The sequence below is a fragment of the Herbaspirillum sp. 1173 genome (assembly GCF_031455335.1).
Taxonomy (GTDB): Bacteria; Pseudomonadota; Gammaproteobacteria; order Burkholderiales; family Burkholderiaceae_D; genus Herbaspirillum; species Herbaspirillum huttiense.
This window is the reverse complement of sequence record NZ_JAVDSP010000001.1, coordinates 740,805-756,275: the sequence shown is the minus strand read 5'-3', so window position 1 is coordinate 756,275 and position 15,471 is coordinate 740,805. Positions and strand designations below refer to the sequence as shown.

The 15,471-nt window shown below is 64.7% G+C and carries 16 protein-coding genes; 1 reads left to right on the top strand and 15 read right to left on the bottom strand.

Features of this window, described 5'->3' with window-relative positions; all coding sequences use genetic code 11:
• Positions 1-12: 12 nt before the first annotated feature.
• The 7 genes from J2X56_RS03470 to J2X56_RS03440 all read right to left on the bottom strand — a co-directional run bounded on the left by J2X56_RS03470 (position 13) and on the right by J2X56_RS03440 (position 5,739).
• Positions 13-840, bottom strand: a complete 828-nt coding sequence (locus J2X56_RS03470) for an amino acid ABC transporter ATP-binding protein (RefSeq protein ID WP_121045491.1) — start codon at positions 838-840, stop codon at positions 13-15.
• Positions 827-1,645: an amino acid ABC transporter permease gene (locus J2X56_RS03465; protein ID WP_121045489.1), complete on the bottom strand. Its 819-nt coding sequence runs from the start codon at positions 1,643-1,645 to the stop codon at positions 827-829. The genes J2X56_RS03470 and J2X56_RS03465 overlap by 14 nt, the downstream gene beginning before the upstream one ends.
• On the bottom strand, positions 1,635-2,381 hold the full coding sequence (locus J2X56_RS03460; RefSeq protein WP_134136344.1) for an amino acid ABC transporter permease: 747 nt from the start codon (positions 2,379-2,381) through the stop codon (positions 1,635-1,637). Before J2X56_RS03460 ends, J2X56_RS03465 begins: the two co-directional genes overlap by 11 nt.
• 9 nt (positions 2,382-2,390) lie before the next feature.
• Entirely contained in the window at positions 2,391-3,248 is an 858-nt protein-coding gene (locus J2X56_RS03455) for a transporter substrate-binding domain-containing protein (RefSeq protein WP_204726391.1), read from the bottom strand.
• An 84-nt stretch (positions 3,249-3,332) separates the two neighbouring features.
• A complete protein-coding gene (locus J2X56_RS03450; RefSeq protein WP_199725152.1) occupies positions 3,333-4,094 on the bottom strand; it encodes an amino acid ABC transporter permease in 762 nt (253 codons plus the stop codon).
• Entirely contained in the window at positions 4,094-4,840 is a 747-nt protein-coding gene (locus J2X56_RS03445; protein ID WP_121045687.1) for an amino acid ABC transporter permease, read from the bottom strand. The genes J2X56_RS03450 and J2X56_RS03445 overlap by 1 nt, the downstream gene beginning before the upstream one ends.
• Positions 4,841-4,905: 65 nt before the next feature.
• On the bottom strand, positions 4,906-5,739 hold the full coding sequence (locus J2X56_RS03440; RefSeq protein ID WP_310158234.1) for an ABC transporter substrate-binding protein: 834 nt from the start codon (positions 5,737-5,739) through the stop codon (positions 4,906-4,908).
• Between the two features lie 241 nt (positions 5,740-5,980).
• On the opposite strand from J2X56_RS03440, the gene J2X56_RS03435 reads away from it, so the two are divergent.
• Entirely contained in the window at positions 5,981-6,595 is a 615-nt protein-coding gene (locus J2X56_RS03435; protein ID WP_121045478.1) for a pyridoxamine 5'-phosphate oxidase family protein, read from the top strand.
• Here the strand turns inward: J2X56_RS03435 and J2X56_RS03430 are convergent.
• The 8 genes from J2X56_RS03430 to J2X56_RS03395 all read right to left on the bottom strand — a co-directional run bounded on the left by J2X56_RS03430 (position 6,589) and on the right by J2X56_RS03395 (position 15,099).
• Positions 6,589-7,368, bottom strand: a complete 780-nt coding sequence (locus tag J2X56_RS03430; RefSeq protein ID WP_375166009.1) for an HAD-IIB family hydrolase — start codon at positions 7,366-7,368, stop codon at positions 6,589-6,591. The two genes, J2X56_RS03435 and J2X56_RS03430, sit on opposite strands and share 7 nt — an antisense overlap.
• Before the next feature lie 2 nt (positions 7,369-7,370).
• Positions 7,371-8,720, bottom strand: a complete 1,350-nt coding sequence (locus tag J2X56_RS03425) for an LLM class flavin-dependent oxidoreductase (protein WP_121045476.1) — start codon at positions 8,718-8,720, stop codon at positions 7,371-7,373.
• Between the two features lie 26 nt (positions 8,721-8,746).
• Positions 8,747-10,210: an FAD/NAD(P)-binding protein gene (locus J2X56_RS03420; protein ID WP_121045474.1), complete on the bottom strand. Its 1,464-nt coding sequence runs from the start codon at positions 10,208-10,210 to the stop codon at positions 8,747-8,749.
• 155 nt (positions 10,211-10,365) lie between these two features.
• Positions 10,366-12,264 carry a family 2A encapsulin nanocompartment cargo protein cysteine desulfurase gene (locus tag J2X56_RS03415; RefSeq protein WP_121045472.1) on the bottom strand — a complete coding sequence of 633 codons (1,899 nt, stop codon included), beginning with the start codon at positions 12,262-12,264 and terminating at the stop codon, positions 10,366-10,368.
• 12 nt (positions 12,265-12,276) lie between these two features.
• A complete protein-coding gene (locus tag J2X56_RS03410) occupies positions 12,277-13,209 on the bottom strand; it encodes a family 2A encapsulin nanocompartment shell protein (protein WP_145602088.1) in 933 nt (310 codons plus the stop codon).
• A gap of 75 nt (positions 13,210-13,284) precedes the next feature.
• Positions 13,285-13,602, bottom strand: coding sequence for a helix-turn-helix transcriptional regulator (locus J2X56_RS03405; protein WP_310158224.1), 318 nt, complete (start codon positions 13,600-13,602; stop codon positions 13,285-13,287).
• An 11-nt stretch (positions 13,603-13,613) separates the two neighbouring features.
• Complete coding sequence (gene epsC / locus J2X56_RS03400; RefSeq protein ID WP_310158222.1) at positions 13,614-14,540, bottom strand: serine O-acetyltransferase EpsC; 927 nt, start codon at positions 14,538-14,540, stop codon at positions 13,614-13,616.
• A 52-nt stretch (positions 14,541-14,592) separates the two neighbouring features.
• Entirely contained in the window at positions 14,593-15,099 is a 507-nt protein-coding gene (locus tag J2X56_RS03395) for a rhodanese-like domain-containing protein (protein ID WP_310158221.1), read from the bottom strand.
• Between the last annotated feature and the right edge of the window lie 372 nt (positions 15,100-15,471).

Genomic DNA, 15,471 nt, shown 5'->3' with positions numbered 1-15,471 from the left:
AAGTGGGCTGGCCTAGACGGAGAAGGCCAGCTGGTTGAAGGCGATGGGCGCAAAACTGTTGCGCGCAGCGCTGCGTTCACCGTTGAGGGCGCGGTTGAGGAAGGCGCGGGTACGCTCGTTGTCGGGCGCACTGAAGATATGGCTGGCTGCGCCGTGCTCGACCACGCGTCCGCTCTCGATGAAATGCACCTGGTCGCTGACTTCCTCGGCGAAGCGCATCTCGTGCGTCACCAGTACGCAGGTCATGCCTTCCTGTACCAGCTCGCGGATCACGGCCAGCACCTCGCCCACCATTTCCGGGTCCAGCGCCGAGGTCACTTCGTCGAACAGGATCAGTTCCGGCTGCATGGCCAGCGCTCGTGCAATGGCCACGCGCTGCTGCTGGCCACCGGAGAGCTGGCCGGGATAGGCATCGGCCTTGCCGGCCAGGCGTACGCGTTCCAGCAGGGCCAGCGCACGGCTGCGCGCGGTGCCGCGGTCCAGTCCGAGGATGCGTACCGGGGCCATCACCAGGTTTTCCAGCACGGTCAGGTGCGGGAACAGGTTGTATTGCTGGAACACGAAACCCACGCGCTGGCGCAGCCGCGCCAGCTGGGCTTCGGAACGCAGCGAACCCAGTTCCACGCCATCGACCAGGATCTGCCCCTGCTGCGGATGCAGCAGACCGGTAATGCAGCGCAGGATGGTCGATTTGCCGGAACCGGAAGGCCCGATGATGGAAACCGCCTGGCCGCGCTGCACCTCCAGGTCGATGCCGCGCAGGATGGCGTTGCCGCCCAGAGTCAGGTGAACGTCGCGCAGGCTGACCAGGGCCTGGCCGGGGGAGTCAATGGAAGGCATGTTTCTTTTCCAGGTATTGCGTCAAACGCGAAATCGGATAGCAGTAGAGGAAGAACAGCAGCAGCGTCAGGAAATACACGGCCACCGTGAAATCGACCCGGTTGACGGTGCTGCTGGCGATCTGCGCGGTATCAAGCAGGTCCTTCACACCCACCAGCGAAGCCAGTGCGGTGCCCATGGTGATGGTGGCGTACAGGTTCATCCACGGCGGCAGCATGCGGCGCAGGCACTGCGGCAGGATCACCCAGCGGTAGGCCTGCGAACGGCGCAGCCCCAGCTGTGCGGCTGCTTCCCATTGCGCCGAGGGAATGCCGCCGATGGCGCCCCGGAAGATCTCGGCGACATTGGCGCTGGCGGGCAGCGCCAGTCCCAGCGTCACCTTGATCCAGTCGGGAAAGGCCAGATAAGTGCTGCCCAGGCGGATCTCGAAGGGGAAGACGTAGGTGCTGAAGTAGATCAGGATCAGCATCGGCGCATTGCGAAAGATCTGCACATACCAGCGCGCCACGGTAGCCACCGGCAGCACCGGCGACAATTGCAGCGCCCCGATCACCAGTCCGGCCGCCGTGCCCAGGGCAATGGCCAGCACGCTGATCTGGATATTGGCCAGCATGCCCCACAGCAGCGCCGGCAGCCAGCGCAGGATGTGGCCCAGCAGCGGCGAGGCCGTCCACACGGGAATGACCCACAGCACGGCCAGTGCCAGCAGCAGCGCAATGCCCAATGCCGCTGCGGCTGGCAGGGTAATGCTGCGCGCGCTGCGCCAGGCCGGCAGGCGCGCCGTCAGTTCGGTGTTATCGGCCATAGCCAGGCATCCTCCAGTAGTGCTCCAGGGCGCGGCCGCCCCGGTTGACCAGCCAGGTCAGCAGGCCGAAGAAAATCAACAGCAGCAGCATCAGCTCCAGTACGTTGTCGCGCTGGCTCCAGATCATGATGGCCTGGTAGGTCACGTCGCCCACCGCAATGGCCGAGGCCACGGTGGTCATCTTGACCAGGTCCACCAGGTTGTTGACCAGGCTGGGCAAGGCAAAGCGCAGGGCCAGCGGAAACTGCACCAGCCACAGGCGGCGCGTGGTGGTGAACCCCAGCGAGGCCGCCGCCTCCAGCATCACCGGCGGCACTGCCTGCAGTCCTGCACGCAGGGCCTCCGCATGAAACGCCGCCTTGTGCAGCGAGATCACCACCACCACCCACAGGAAGGGCGTCAGCGGATTGCCACCGGAGAGTTTCAGCGCTTCGGTGATGAGCATGTTGAGCACCAGGAAGGCGCAATACAGCTGCACCAGCGTGGGCGTATTGCGGGTGACCTCGACGAAGGCACGCGCCGGCAGCGCCAGCCAGCCATGGCGCGAGACCAGCATGGCCGCCAGCAGCAGCCCGGCGACCAGGCTGCAGACGATGGCGGCCATCGCCAGTTCGAGCGTGACCACCAGTCCGTGCAGGAAGGCAGCGCGCTCGCTGGCGGCGAGCAGGAAATCATAATTGAGGCCCGCCGCCTTCAGGCTGGCGACGGCGGCTTGCGGCCAATCGGTGGAACTCATGCCGGGGACTCAGCCGTTCTTGTATTTGTTGTGCAGTTCCGGCAGGGCAGGCGAGGCCGGGGTGATGTCGAGCTTCTTTTCAGTGGCGATCAGCCAGCCGCTCTTGTGCCAGCCCTGGATGACGCGGTCGATGGCGGCGGCCGTATCCTGCTCGCCCTTGCGCACCCAGGCCACCGAATTGCCGGGGATCAGCTCGGGCGTGATGGTGCGATAGTTCTTCCAGTCGGGATTGCTGGCCACCAGCGGATTGAGCAGCGTGGCGTCATGCACGGCCGCCACGCAATTGCCGCCGCGCAGGGCCAGCAGCGATTCGGGCGCGCCCTTGAACCCCTTGGGAATGGCACCGTATTCGGTCGAGACCGGCTTGATGTAGCTGCTGCCCTGGGAGATGCAGATGTCCTTGCCGCGCAGGTCTTCCCAGCGGCGAATGCTGCTGTCGGCGGGGACGATGGCCACGCCGCCGACACGATAGAACGGCGTCGGCGCGAAGGACAGCAGCTCGCCGCGTTCGGCATTCCATTCCATCGACGCGATCAGCACATCGACTTTGCCCTGCTGCAGCAACTGCACGCGGTTCGACGGCTGTACCTGCACGGTCTCCAGCTCCACACCCAGGTCCTGCGCCAGTTTCTGGGCCAGTTCGAAATTCCAGCCGACCGGCTTCTGGGTGGAGGGATCGATGGAACCGAAGGGGCCACCCGAGAGCATGACGCCGACCACGATCTTGTTGCGGCTCTTGATCTTGTCGAGGGTGGCGTCAGCGTGTGCCGGTGCGCTGGCCAGCAAGGCGGTAGCGCCGGTCAGGGCGAGCGCTGCGGCGAACTGGCTCAGGCTGCGGGAAGTGGAGGTGTGGAACGAATTGCGCATGAGGATATTTTTTTCGTGGTTAAGGTGAGGGGCTCACTCTAATGAATGCGCCCACCTGCACGGAACGAATATAAATCGATATCCTTATGCGCCGGCCGTGTTTGCTCCGGCCTGCGAAGTGGCCAGCGCTGTCCCTTGTTGCGCCGCCTCCCTGCGCGCCGCGCGGCGTTCTGCCGAGAAGCGGCGGCCGACCCAGAGCGCCAGCTGTTCCAGTGCCGAGCACATCAGGAAGTACAGCAGCCCCACCAGCAGGAACACCTCGGCGGGATAGACCATAAGCCGGCTGTTGACCTGTGCCGCCACGAAGGAGAGCTCGCCCACGCCTACGATGTAGGCCAGTGAACTGTCCTTGACCAGCGTCACCCATTGGTTCACGAAGGACGGCAGCATGATCTGCAGCGCCTGCGGCAGGATGATGTGGGCCAGCACCTGCCAGCGCGGCAGGCCCAGCGACAGGCCGGCCTGCCATTGGCCGCTGCCGATGCCTGCAATGCCGGCGGCCACCGCATGCGCCAGGTAAGCGCCACTGACCAGTGACAGCGCGAACATGACGGAGAGCACCCCCGGCACGTCGATGCCGAAAGCGATGGGCAGCAGGAAGTAAGTCCAGAAGATCAGCATGAGCACCGGGATCGCCCGCAGAAAGCCGATCACCACCACCAGCAGCCGATGCCACGGCCCTTGGCCGACCGCCAGCAGGATGCCCAGCGCCAGTCCCAGTATCGCCGAGAGCACGGCTGAACCGGCGCTCAGCAGCACGGTCAGGGCAGCGCCTCCCAGCGGTCCGTCCGGATAATTGCCCCAGAGCAGATAGGGCAGGTTGTCCACGATCACGGCCAGCTGCATCATGCCCTCCCTTGCCGCGCACGGCGTGCGCGCAGGTGCGCCTGTCCCAGCGCTTCGAGCAGGGCGATGGCAGCGATATAAAGGATGGTCGCCACACCGAAGGCCTGGAAGGCCAGGAAGGTTTCCGATTCGACCTGGCGCGAGGCATAGGACAGTTCGGCCAGGCCGATGCCCATGGTCAGGGATGTATTTTTGAGGATGTTCATGTATTGGCCCAGCAGCGAAGGCAGGATCAGCCGGATCGCCTGGGGCAGCACGATGTGGCGCAGCACCTGCAGCCGCGTCATGCCGATGGCCGCACCCGCCAGGGCCTGGCCGCCCGGTACGCCGCGCAGGCCGGAGCGGATCTCTTCGCCGATGTAGGCGGTGGAGTAGCACACCAGCCCGCACCAGGCCGAGAGGAATTCAAAGGAGGGCCAGCGCAGCGAGAACGGGCCGAGCAGGTTCAGGACGTGGTCGGCGTTGAGCCAGTCCATGGTCCCTTCCGGGAACAGGCTGGGCACGCCGAAATACCAGAACAGCAATTGCACCAGCAACGGCGTATTGCGAAAAAGCGAGGTGTAGCACGCGGCCGCGTTGCGCAGCGGTGCGAGGGTACTGGCGCGGGCGCTGGCCAGGACGATGCCCAGCAGGGTGGCGAACAAGGCCACCAGCAGGCTCAGCCAGAGCGTGGTCAGGAAACCCTGCCACATCCAGAGCAGATGTTTGGGAGCCAGCCAGGGGCCGGCGAGGAAATGCGACAACATGCGGGGTCCGATACGGAAAACGAAAACGGCCGGCATGACGCCGGCCGACTGTGGCAAGACGAAAATTATTTCTGGCTCAGCTTCGTATCGCCGATCTTGAACAGACGCGGCAGCGGCTGCGTACTCTGCGGACCGAACCACTTGTCGTAGATCTGCTGGGCGGTGCCGGTTTTCTCCAATTCACGCAGCCAGTCGTTGAGGTAATTCACCAGGCGCGTCTCGCCCTTGGGTACGCCCACGCCTTCATATTCTTCGGAGATGGCGAAGGGCGGGATCTCGTACTTGTCCTTGTCCGGCAGGGTCGCCAGGATCGCGGTCAGCTTGGTGCCATCCTGGCTCAGTGCCTGGATGTTGCCGTTGCGCAGGGCGGCCAGGCCCAGCGGGGTGTCGTCGTAGAGCACGACCTTGGTGTCGGGATACTTCTCGCGCAGGGTGGTTTCCATGGTGGTGCCCTTGTCGGTGCCCACGCGGACCTTCTTGATGTCATCGGCCGACTTGAGCAAGCCCTTCTTGGCCAGGAACTGCTGGCCGGAGGCGATGTAGGGAATGCTGAAGTCGATTACCTTGGCGCGGTCTTCGGTGATGGTGAAGTTGGCGAAGACCAGGTCGACCTTGTTGGAGGTCAGCAGGGGAATGCGGTTGGCCGGATTGGTCGGGACGATCTCGACCTTCACGCCCAGCTTCTTGCCCAGTTCGTTGGCATAGTCGATATCGAGGCCGACGATCTTCTTGGTCGTGGCATCGACATAGCCGAACGGCGGGTTGCCGTCGAAGGCGGCGACCCGCAGCACGCCGGCCTTTTTGATGTCGTCCAGCTTGTCGGCGTGGGCCGCGCCCGAGGCCAGGGCGAGGGCGATGAACAGCGGCGTGAACGCCGTCTTCAAGATTGTTTGTTTCATGGGTTTTCCTTGTTGTTCGCATGTCCTGGAACGCGGCAGGCTGTCTGCCGGGGCTCGTGGCGGCCCGGCTTCAGGCTTGCTGCGATCTGGTGCGATCTGCACCAAACCGGAGCGAGTATAGAAACACCCGCCCCATTGTGGAACGACTATTTCCGGCTTTGCTTATGCGCATTCGTGCCAAGGAGACCTGCAGGATGGCCCGCTATACTGAGGCCTTGCCATTCACTTGGAGGAGAGCACAGTGAGCGAGCGCATCACGACCGTCGAACAATTGGAAGCCTTGTATGGCCAGCCAGGGGAGCGCGCCATCGTCAAGGAAATCGATCATCTCAACGAGGACTACCAGGCCTTCGTGCGGGCGTCCCCCTTCGTGGTGCTGGCCACTGCCGGCAGCGAAGGACTGGACTGTTCGCCCAAGGGAGACCCGGCCGGCTTCGTGCAGATCATCGATGCGCGCACGCTGGTGGTCCCCGACCGGCCGGGCAACAACCGGCTCGACAACCTGCGCAACCTCATTGCCGATCCGCGTATTTCACTGCTGTTCCTCATCCCGGGGGTAGGTGAGACCTTGCGCGTCAATGGCCGCGCCACCATCTCGACTGACCCGGCCTTGCTGGCGCGCTTCGAAATACGGGACAAGCTGCCGCGCAGTGTCATCGTGGTACAGGTCGAGCGCGCCTACTTCCATTGTTCCAAGTCCATCGTGCGCTCGGCCCTGTGGTCTGCCTCGGCCCAGGTCGAACGCAGCAGCCTGCCATCGCCGGGGGCCATGCATCAGCGCCTGAGTGCCGGCAAGCTCGATGGGGAGGCCTATGACCGCGAACTTCCGCAACGGACCGAAGCCGGGCTCTACTGACGCTGATCAGCCAGGATCGCCTGCGCAAACTCGACGAAACCTGCACCGCCGGGACCCTGGCTGATCCAGGCCGGTGCGCGTGGCAGCTGATGCAGACAGGCCGTAATGGTCGATACCCCCAGGGTATGGTGATAATGCGCGAACATGGGCGCGTCGTTCAGCGAATCCCCACTGTATGCCAAGGTCTCCAGCGCGCTGGCATCGTCGGTTGCGTAATGCTCGCGCAGGACGCGTTGTGCCGCCGCCAGCTTGTCGTAGCCGCCTATCCATCCCAGTACCCACAGATTGTTGATGGTGGCATCCAGGCCCAGCGACTGCATGGCAGCCAGCAGCGCCTGTTCCAGTTCGTCATTGCCCTGGCGCGCAAAGGCCAGGCTGGTCAGGCGAAATGGCTGGTCGTCTGCCAGCCGTGCCCCAGGCAGCTGGCGCTGGATCAGATCGCCCTTGTCACGCAGTTGCTGCATGACCGCTGCAGCATAATCGCCATGCCAGAAATGACGATGCACGCCATGCGCACCGTCACGCCGGAAAAAGAATCCGCCGTTCTCGCCAATGACGCCATCGACCGGCCACATGCGCGCCATCTGGTCGCACCAGCCTGCCGGCGCGGCGGTCACGGGGATGACCTTGATGCCTGCCTGCTGCAATTGCTCCAGCGCTGCATAGGTCGCTGCGGCCAGGCGCCCGTGATGCGTCAGCGTCTCGTCCATGTCCGTCAACAGGAAGCGGATCGCGGAGAATTGCCCTGATGGACGTTGCCACAGATCCCGCAACATCATGCTGCAGCAGGATGAGCGGGTCTACGCAAGCCCAGGTGTTCGCGCAAGGTACGGCCTTCATAGTCGCCGCGGAAGAGACCACGCCGGCGCAGTTCCGGCAGGACCAGCGTAATGAAGTCCGTGAGGCCAACCGGATGCGCTGGAGACATGATGTTGAAGCCATCCGCGCCGCCTTCGCGGAACCACAACTCCAGCAGGTCGGCAATATCCTTTGGCGAGCCGACCACTTGCTGGTGCCCGCGTGCGCCGGCGATGCGCAGATAGGTCTGGCGGATCGATAGGCCATCGCGCCGGGCCAGGTCCACCATCAGCTGCTGGCGGCTCTTGGCGCCATTGGTGGGCGGCAGCTCGGGCAAGGGACCGTCCACCGGGTAGGGCGACAGATCAAAGCTGACCATTTGCGACAGCAATTGCACCCCGACTTCCACCGGGATCAGCTCCTGCAGTACCTGGAATTTCTCTTCCGCTTCGGCGCGGGTCGCGGCCACCACCGGGAATATGCCCGGCATGATCCTGATTTCGTCCGGCGTGCGTCCGTACGCTGCAGCCCGTTGCTTGATATCCGCGTAGAAACTGCGTGCTTCCTCAAAGGTCTGGTGCGCCACGAAAATCACTTCAGCCGTGCGGGCGGCCAGGTCACGCCCCGCTTCGGACGCGCCGGCCTGGACCACGACCGGCCGTCCCTGCGGCGAGCGCGACACGTTCAGCGGGCCGCGCACCGAGAAATGTTTGCCCTGGTGATTGAGTACATGCAGCTTGGCCGGATCGAGGTAGCGGCCGCTTTGCTTGTCGCGCGGGAAGGCATCGTCTTCCCAGCTGTCCCAGAGTCCCTGGACCACCTGATGGAATTCGGCCGCGCGTTCATAGCGCAGGGCGTGGTCGAGATGCTTGACCAGATTGAAGTTCTCGGCCTCGCCGTCGCCGCTGGAGGTGACCAGGTTCCATCCTGCACGGCCGCCACTGATCTGATCCAGCGACGCAAACTTGCGGGCGATGTTGTAAGGCTCGTTGAAGGAGGTCGAGGCCGTGCCGATCAGCCCGATACGCTCGGTGACCGCTGCCAGGGCAGAGAGCAGGGTGAGCGGCTCGAACTGGTCGGCACGGGCAGTGCGCGAGAGCGAGTTGAGGTCGCGGTTGCGCACGCCCACCGAATCCGAGATGAAGATGGCATCGAACTTGGCGGCTTCAGCTTGCCTGGCCAATGCGACGTAATGCGCGAAGTTGCTGCCCGCATCGGCCTGCGCCTCGGGATGTCGCCAGCCGGCGATGTGATGGCCAGTCTGCATCAGGAAGGCGCCGAGGGCGAGGTGGCGCGGGGAGTGCGATTTGTACTGGGTACGGCTCATGGTCTGTCAGTCATTGAATGGTTGAATCAGGCGGCCTTGGCAGTGGCCTGGGACACCAGCGTGGCGGCCAGGGCGAGTCCGGTCGCGGTAGCACCGATGAGCTGCTCGCCGATGGAATTGGATTCCCAGGACACGCCGCGCAAGGGATGGCCGACCGCAAAGAGCGTTTCCTGCAGATGGCCGTCGGCGTTGAAGAGCGCCCCGCTGGCCGGATCGGCATCGATGCCGAATCCGGTGGCATTTGGACGGACCAGTCGCCGTTCCAGCAGCGCACGCACCAGCGGATCGGCGATGCGCGGCCAGTTGAATTCATAGCCGGCGGCATTGGCAACGCGATCCACCAGCAGTGTCTCCAAGGTGTCGCTGCCGCGCGCACGCCATTGCACCTCGACCTTGTCGCCCGATTTGCGCAGGGCGTGAATGCGTCCTGCCAGTTGCCGGAAGCGTCCTTGTTCCTGATACTGCGCCAGCTTGCGGGCCGATTCCGGACCGGCACGATGCAGCGAGATTTCCCAGAAAGGCCGCAGATGGCGCAGGAAGCGCCGACGGTCGCTGGCACTGGCCTGCGCCCACAGGGCCGGTACGTGGGGGCGGATGGCTGGGGGCAACTGCTGCCAGTCGGCACCGCTGGCGCGCACGGCGCGGCGCGCCTGGCGTGTGATGCGCAGGAGGTCGCGCAGGCTGGACGGCAGCTTTTCGGCATCCAGCAGGTCCGGCCACGGTGCCAGTCCCCGGCGTGGCTGGACCAGCAAACCACGGCGCGAGAGCAGGTGGAAGCGTCCACGGAAGCCTGCCCGGTCGGCATTGAACGCTGCATCCAGCGCCGTCAGGCTGGCGCCCACCAGCAGGATGTCCTGGTCATTGGCCCCAGGCTGCCAGGCTGCGGCGCTCCAGACGTCGTCGATATAGCGGTCTCCCAAGACCTGGCGCTCTTGCGGCGTAGCGAAGAAACCGGCGCCGCTGGCCCGGAACAGGCCCAGCGCAAGCACCGTGCGTGCGGCCTCCAAGCGGCGGCCATCTTCCAGGATCAGTTCGTATCCGGACTCCTGCGGCAGCAGATCGATCACGCGGCCCTGCACAGGTTGCCAGCGCACTTGCCGGCCGGCGGCCTTGAGCGCCTGCCGCAATTCGTCCTGCAGATAGGCGCCATAAAGGCTGCGTGGCGGGAAGGCATCCACATAACCGGCCTCGGCCACGCCTGCCGGGGGCTGCCAGCCGTGACGCGCAGCATTGGCCGCCAGCCAGCCTGGCAGATGATTGGGCTGCTCGGGGTACAGACCGAACAACTGTGCCGTGCCGTTGACGATATGGTCGGGATTGTCGGTGCTGTAGGCGATACCGCGTCCGATCTCGGCACGGCTCTCGATCAGGGTCAGCGTCAGGGGCAGGCGCTGCGGCTCGGCCGCCAGGGCGCGCAGCAGCTTGATGGCCGTGACGGTGCCGGCAAAACCGCCGCCGATGATGGCGATGTCGGAGTATTTTTGGGGCATGCAGGTTCCAGGCGAGGGAGAATGGAACCGAGTCTAAGACAGCTGTCCTCATCCCGCTGCGCCCATTTTTCATGTGCTTATGCGGTTTTTGCGATGCTGATGCAAAACAAAAAACGGCCGCACGAGGCGGCCGTTGCAAGTCCATCTGGAATGGATCAGCGCCGGTGACGCTGCGCCGCCAGCCGACGCACTACCGTCAGCAGGCAGTCGATTTCCTCGAAGGTGTTGTAGAAGGCCAGCGACGGACGTACCGTGGTTTCCACCCCGAAGCGCCGCAGGATCGGCTGTGCGCAATGGTGCCCGGTGCGCACGGCAATGCCTTCCTGGTTGAGCGCCTTGCCGACTTCCTCGGTGCTGTAACCGTCGAGTACGAAGGACATCACGCTGGCCTTGTGGGTGGCCGTGCCGATCAGACGCAAGCCTTCGATCTCGCCCAGCTTGTGCATGCCGTATTCCAGCAGCGCATGTTCGTAGGCGGCGATGTTGTCGATGCCGATACGGTTGACGTAATCGATGGCCGCACCCAGTCCGACGGCATCGGCGATATTGCCGGTGCCGGCTTCGAAGGTGTTGGGCAGTGGCTGGAAGATGGTCTTCTCGAAAGTGACGTCGGCAATCATGTTGCCGCCACCTTGCCACGGCGGCATGTCTTCCAGCACTTCACGCCGGCCCCACAGTGCGCCGATGCCGGTCGGACCAAACACCTTGTGGCCGGAGAAAACGAAGAAGTCCGCGCCCAGCGCCTGCACGTCAGTGCGCATGTGCGACACCGATTGCGCCCCATCGACCAGCGTGCGCGCACCGGCCAGACGGGCCAGCTCCACGATCTGCTTGGTCGGTGTGACGGTGCCCAAGGCATTCGAGACCTGGGTGACCGCCACGATCCTGGTGCGCTCGTTCAAGAGCTTGGCATATTCATCCAGCAGCACCTGGCCCGAATCGTCCACCGGGATCACGCGCAGCTTGGCCCCCTTTTCGGCGGCCAGTTGCTGCCAGGGGACGATGTTGGCGTGGTGCTCCAGATGCGAGACGATGATCTCGTCGCCCGCACCCACGTGCTTGCCGCCCCAGGACTTGGCGACCAGGTTGATGGCTTCGGTGGTGCCGCGCACGAAGATGACTTCGTTCACATCCGGCGCATTGAGAAAGCCCCGCACCCGCTCGCGTGCGCCTTCGTAGGCGTCGGTGGCACGCGCGGCCAGTTCGTGCGCTGCGCGGTGGATGTTGGAATTCTCCCGGCGATAGAACTCGCTGATGCGGTCGATCACCGATTGCGGCTTGTGCGTGGTGGCAGCGTTGTCGAACCAGATCAGTTGCCGGCCATTCACGCGCTCCTGCAGGATAGGGAAGTCCCGGCGCACCGCATGCACGTCGAAGGCCGCCCCTTGCTGCGCGCCGGCAGGCTGGTGCACCGCGTGCGGCGCCGGCTTGGCAGGGGTGACATAGCCACTGGGCAATTCCACCGCGTGCAGGAAGTAATACTGCGGGCTGCTGGCCGCACCGGCCGGGGCCGATGGCGCAGCGGCAGCTGGTGCCGCCGCACTTCCACGGGGATGGCCATGGCCACCATCGAGGAAGTAATACCCCGCCGTGGAGGGCGCAGCAGGCGTGGCTACCGGTGCAGCCGCTTGCGGCACACCAGTGGCAGCACCACCCAGGCGTGGCTCGTAGGCGGGCAGGGCGGCAAACGCCTTGTCCGGCGTGCCATTGCCAGCGGGTGCGGCAGGAGCCAGCGAGGGTGCGCGGTTGCCCAGTGTCAGCACCTGATGCGGCGACGACGGAATCAGGTTCAGGCCCGGAGCCAGTCCTTGCGGAATGGCAGTGCCAGGCACGCCCTGGCTGGTGCCGGCCGGACTGGACAGGGGCGAGGCGGGCGGTGCGAAGTTGGCCGGCGGCTGGGCACCCGGCACCTGGCCGGGCGCCCAGGCCGGTGCTGCTGGCGCGGCGAACAGCTCGTTGGCCAGCCGCGCCAGCAGCGCCGGATCAAAAGGCGCCGCCGACGCGTCCTGGCCGGGCAAGCCGGCGCCGGGGGAAGCGGGAGTGAGGATACTCACGTTGGCGGCCTCTTATTTGTAGGTGTCGGGATAGTCGTGATACTTGTTGATCTCGACATCGTCCAGTACTGCCAGGGCATCGGTGGTCAGCACGGCCAGCGAGCAATACAGCGAGATCAGGTAGGACGCGATGGCGTGGTTGTTGATGCCCATGAAGCGCACCGACAGGCCCGGGCTCTGCTCGCCCGGCAGGCCAGGCTGGTACAGGCCGACCACGCCCTGGCGCTTGTCGCCCACGCGCAGCAGCAGGATCTTGCTCTTGCCATCGGCCACAGGCACCTTGTCCGAGGGGATCAGCGGTACGCCGCGCCAGGTGATGAACTGCGAACCGAACAGGCTGATGGTCGGCGGCGGCGTGCCACGGCGGGTGGCTTCGCGGCCGAAGGCGGCAATGGCCAGCGGGTGCGCCAGGAAGAAGGCAGGCTCCTTCCAGACCTTGGTCAGCAGTTCGTCCAGGTCGTCCGGAGTCGGTGCACCGGTCAGCGGGAAGATGCGCTGTTCGTCGGTCACCTGGGCCAGCAGGCCGTAGTCGGGGTTGTTGATGAGTTCGCTTTCCTGGTTTTCCTTGATGGTCTCGATGGTCAGGCGCAGCTGTTCCTTGATCTGGTCATGCGGACTGCTGTACAGGTCGGAGACGCGGGTATGCACGTCCAGCACGGTGGAGACGGCATTGAGGAAATATTCGCGCGGCTGTTCTTCGTAGTCCACGAAGGTGCGCGGCAGCTGGTTTTCTTCCTGGCGGGCGGTGCAGGTGACCTTGATCGATTCCGGGTTCTTGACCTTGTTCAAGCGATAGATGCCGGCTTCGACCGGGACCCACTGCAGCAGGTGCGTGAGCCAGCGCGGGCTGATGGTTTCGAGCTGGGGGGCGGTCTTGGTGGCATTGGCTAGTTGCCGTGCTGCGTTATCGCCGAGTGCGGTGGTACCGCCGACAGTTGCGGACATCTGGACTCCGTAAGAGAGGGTTGCAGGGAATGGGGTGAGTGAACAGGCGAAGTGTCGGGGCTCAGGCCTGATGGCTCAACATGCTATAGCCATCAACTGAAGGCCACGCACCAGGTTCTGCTGGTTGATCCGCTCGCCATGGGTCACCAGCGCCGAAGGCGACAGGGTGAGGGCGGTAGCCAGTTTCTCCACCGTCACCAGCGAGGCGATCGCGGTGCCGCGCTCGATCTCGCCGATGTAGGAACGATTCAGGTTGGAGTTCTCGGCCAGCCTCTCCTGCGACCAGCCGCGCTCGCGCCGCAGCTGGCGCACGCCGATACCGAAACTTTGGACCAGCGCACTGGTGAGGGCCTCTTCATCGGCATGCCCGGAAGCAAAGACGGGATTGCTCATGGCCGCCTCGCTCATGCTGCTGCGGCGTTGGCCAGGGACAGCGCGTCTTCGCGCGAGGCTGCCTGAGAAATGTTGGCACCCGCTGGCACATCATGCGTGAGCCAGACGTTGCCGCCGATGATGGCCCCACGTCCCAGGCGGATGCGCCCGAGGATGGTGGCTCCGGCATAGAGCACGACATCGTCTTCCACGATGGGATGGCGCGCCCGACCCTTTTCAAGCTTGCCCTCGGCATCCGTCGGGAAGCGCTTGGCCCCGAGCGTCACGGCCTGGTAGATGCGCACGTTGTTGCCGATGATGGCGGTCTCGCCGATCACCACGCCGGTACCGTGGTCGATGAAGAAACCGGTGCCGATCTGTGCGCCCGGATGGATGTCGATGCCGGTGGCACCATGCGCCAGTTCGGCAATGATGCGCGCCAGCAAGGGCAGGCCCAGCTGGTAGAGGCGATGGGCCAGGCGATAGTGGATCATGGCCAGGGTGCCGGGGTAGCAGAGCAGCACTTCATCGACGCTACGAGCGGCCGGGTCACCCTGGTAGGCGGCCAGGACGTCGGTATCGAGCTGGCTGCGGATCTGGGGCAGGGAGGCACCGAAGGCGCGGGTGATGGAAACGGCGTCCTCTTCGAGTGTGGGAGTGGCCCGGCCGGCCAGCCCGGCACTGTATTTCAGTTCCAGTCGCACCTGCTCCAGCAGCCCATGCAGGGCGGCGTCCAGCGCGTGGGCGACGTGGTAGTTCTCACTTTCCTGGCGCAAATCCGGCGGCCCCAGGCGCATCGGAAAAAGTACGCCCTTGAGCGTGGTGACGATGCCATCGAGGGCATCGCGCGAGGGAAACTCGCGGCCGTTGGAATCATTGTTGCGCCGCTGCGCTACACGCCAGCCGACGCGGGCTTCGTGCAGGGAGTGGACGATCTGGTGGATGTCGAAATTGGCCATGGGACTCTCTTGTTGGTTCTTGTTGGGGGCCGCAGGCGGTCGCCGCTTCGGGTCAGTCCTGCACCCACGGCAGGCCGTGGAAGCGCCAGCCATCGGCTTTGCCGCGCTGCTGTCCGGCGTCGAGTTCGCCTTCAAAGCCCTCCAGCACATTGAAAATACAGGTCAGTCCGGCCTTGGTCGCGGCTTCGGCGGCAGCCACCGAACGCTTGCCGCTGCGGCACAGCAGCAGCGCCGGGACATCCTTGCCACCGAGCTTGCTTTCCAGCTCACGCACGAAGCGGGGATTGCGCGACAGCGATGTGCCGGTGGCCCACGCCACGTGCAGGCTGTTGGGGACATGGCCGACGAATTTGCGTTCTTCCGCGGTACGCACGTCCACCAGCACGACCTTGCCCGCTTCGACCAGTGCCCAGGCTTCTTTCGGACCGATGCCGCCGGCGTAGGGCAGGCCATCGGCGGCTGCCTGTGCGCGGATCTGTTCCAGCTCGGGCGGCAGGCCTTGCTGCGCGGCATCGGGGGCAAAGGTGTTCAGGGTGGCTACGGACGACAGGGAAGACATCTCGGGTTCTCCATGGACAAGGAAGCGTTGTGGGGCCGGGCCGTCTTTTGGTGGCTATAGACGGCAATCGATGGGTCCACTGTAAAACTGCCGTTGTCTTTGGTGAACGAATAAAAAAGAGGCTTGAAAGAAGAAAAACGCATAAGCGGCGGCCGCCCCTGCCGCGCAAAAGTTGCGTATGGATATGCAAATCGATTCGTTCTGCACGCCGCGGCGGCGCGGTATTTTCAACACTTGCCGGTCCGTACCACCAATGACCAAATCGCCAAAGCCCCTGTGCGCCGACCCGTCTTGCACCGGACGGGAAGCGCCATAAAGTGCGGAGCGGCAATCCGCGCCTGGCCCCTGCAAGGGCCAGGCAGATCGTCGAAG

What these genes read in the sequence shown, in the direction of transcription:
- J2X56_RS03405 (WP_310158224.1), bottom strand. Translation starts at nt 13,602, where the DNA reads ATGAGCAATCCCGTCTTTGCTTCCGGGCATGCCGATGAAGAGGCCCTC.
- J2X56_RS03440 (WP_310158234.1), bottom strand. Translation starts at nt 5,739, where the DNA reads ATGAAACAAACAATCTTGAAGACGGCGTTCACGCCGCTGTTCATCGCC.
- J2X56_RS03425 (WP_121045476.1), bottom strand. Translation starts at nt 8,720, where the DNA reads ATGAGCCGTACCCAGTACAAATCGCACTCCCCGCGCCACCTCGCCCTC.
- J2X56_RS03455 (WP_204726391.1), bottom strand. Translation starts at nt 3,248, where the DNA reads ATGCGCAATTCGTTCCACACCTCCACTTCCCGCAGCCTGAGCCAGTTC.
- J2X56_RS03420 (WP_121045474.1), bottom strand. Translation starts at nt 10,210, where the DNA reads ATGCCCCAAAAATACTCCGACATCGCCATCATCGGCGGCGGTTTTGCC.
- J2X56_RS03410 (WP_145602088.1), bottom strand. Translation starts at nt 13,209, where the DNA reads ATGTCCGCAACTGTCGGCGGTACCACCGCACTCGGCGATAACGCAGCA.
- J2X56_RS03470 (WP_121045491.1), bottom strand. Translation starts at nt 840, where the DNA reads ATGCCTTCCATTGACTCCCCCGGCCAGGCCCTGGTCAGCCTGCGCGAC.
- epsC (WP_310158222.1), bottom strand. Translation starts at nt 14,540, where the DNA reads ATGGCCAATTTCGACATCCACCAGATCGTCCACTCCCTGCACGAAGCC.
- J2X56_RS03460 (WP_134136344.1), bottom strand. Translation starts at nt 2,381, where the DNA reads ATGAGTTCCACCGATTGGCCGCAAGCCGCCGTCGCCAGCCTGAAGGCG.
- J2X56_RS03445 (WP_121045687.1), bottom strand. Translation starts at nt 4,840, where the DNA reads ATGTTGTCGCATTTCCTCGCCGGCCCCTGGCTGGCTCCCAAACATCTG.
- J2X56_RS03450 (WP_199725152.1), bottom strand. Translation starts at nt 4,094, where the DNA reads ATGCAGCTGGCCGTGATCGTGGACAACCTGCCCTATCTGCTCTGGGGC.
- J2X56_RS03465 (WP_121045489.1), bottom strand. Translation starts at nt 1,645, where the DNA reads ATGGCCGATAACACCGAACTGACGGCGCGCCTGCCGGCCTGGCGCAGC.
- J2X56_RS03395 (WP_310158221.1), bottom strand. Translation starts at nt 15,099, where the DNA reads ATGTCTTCCCTGTCGTCCGTAGCCACCCTGAACACCTTTGCCCCCGAT.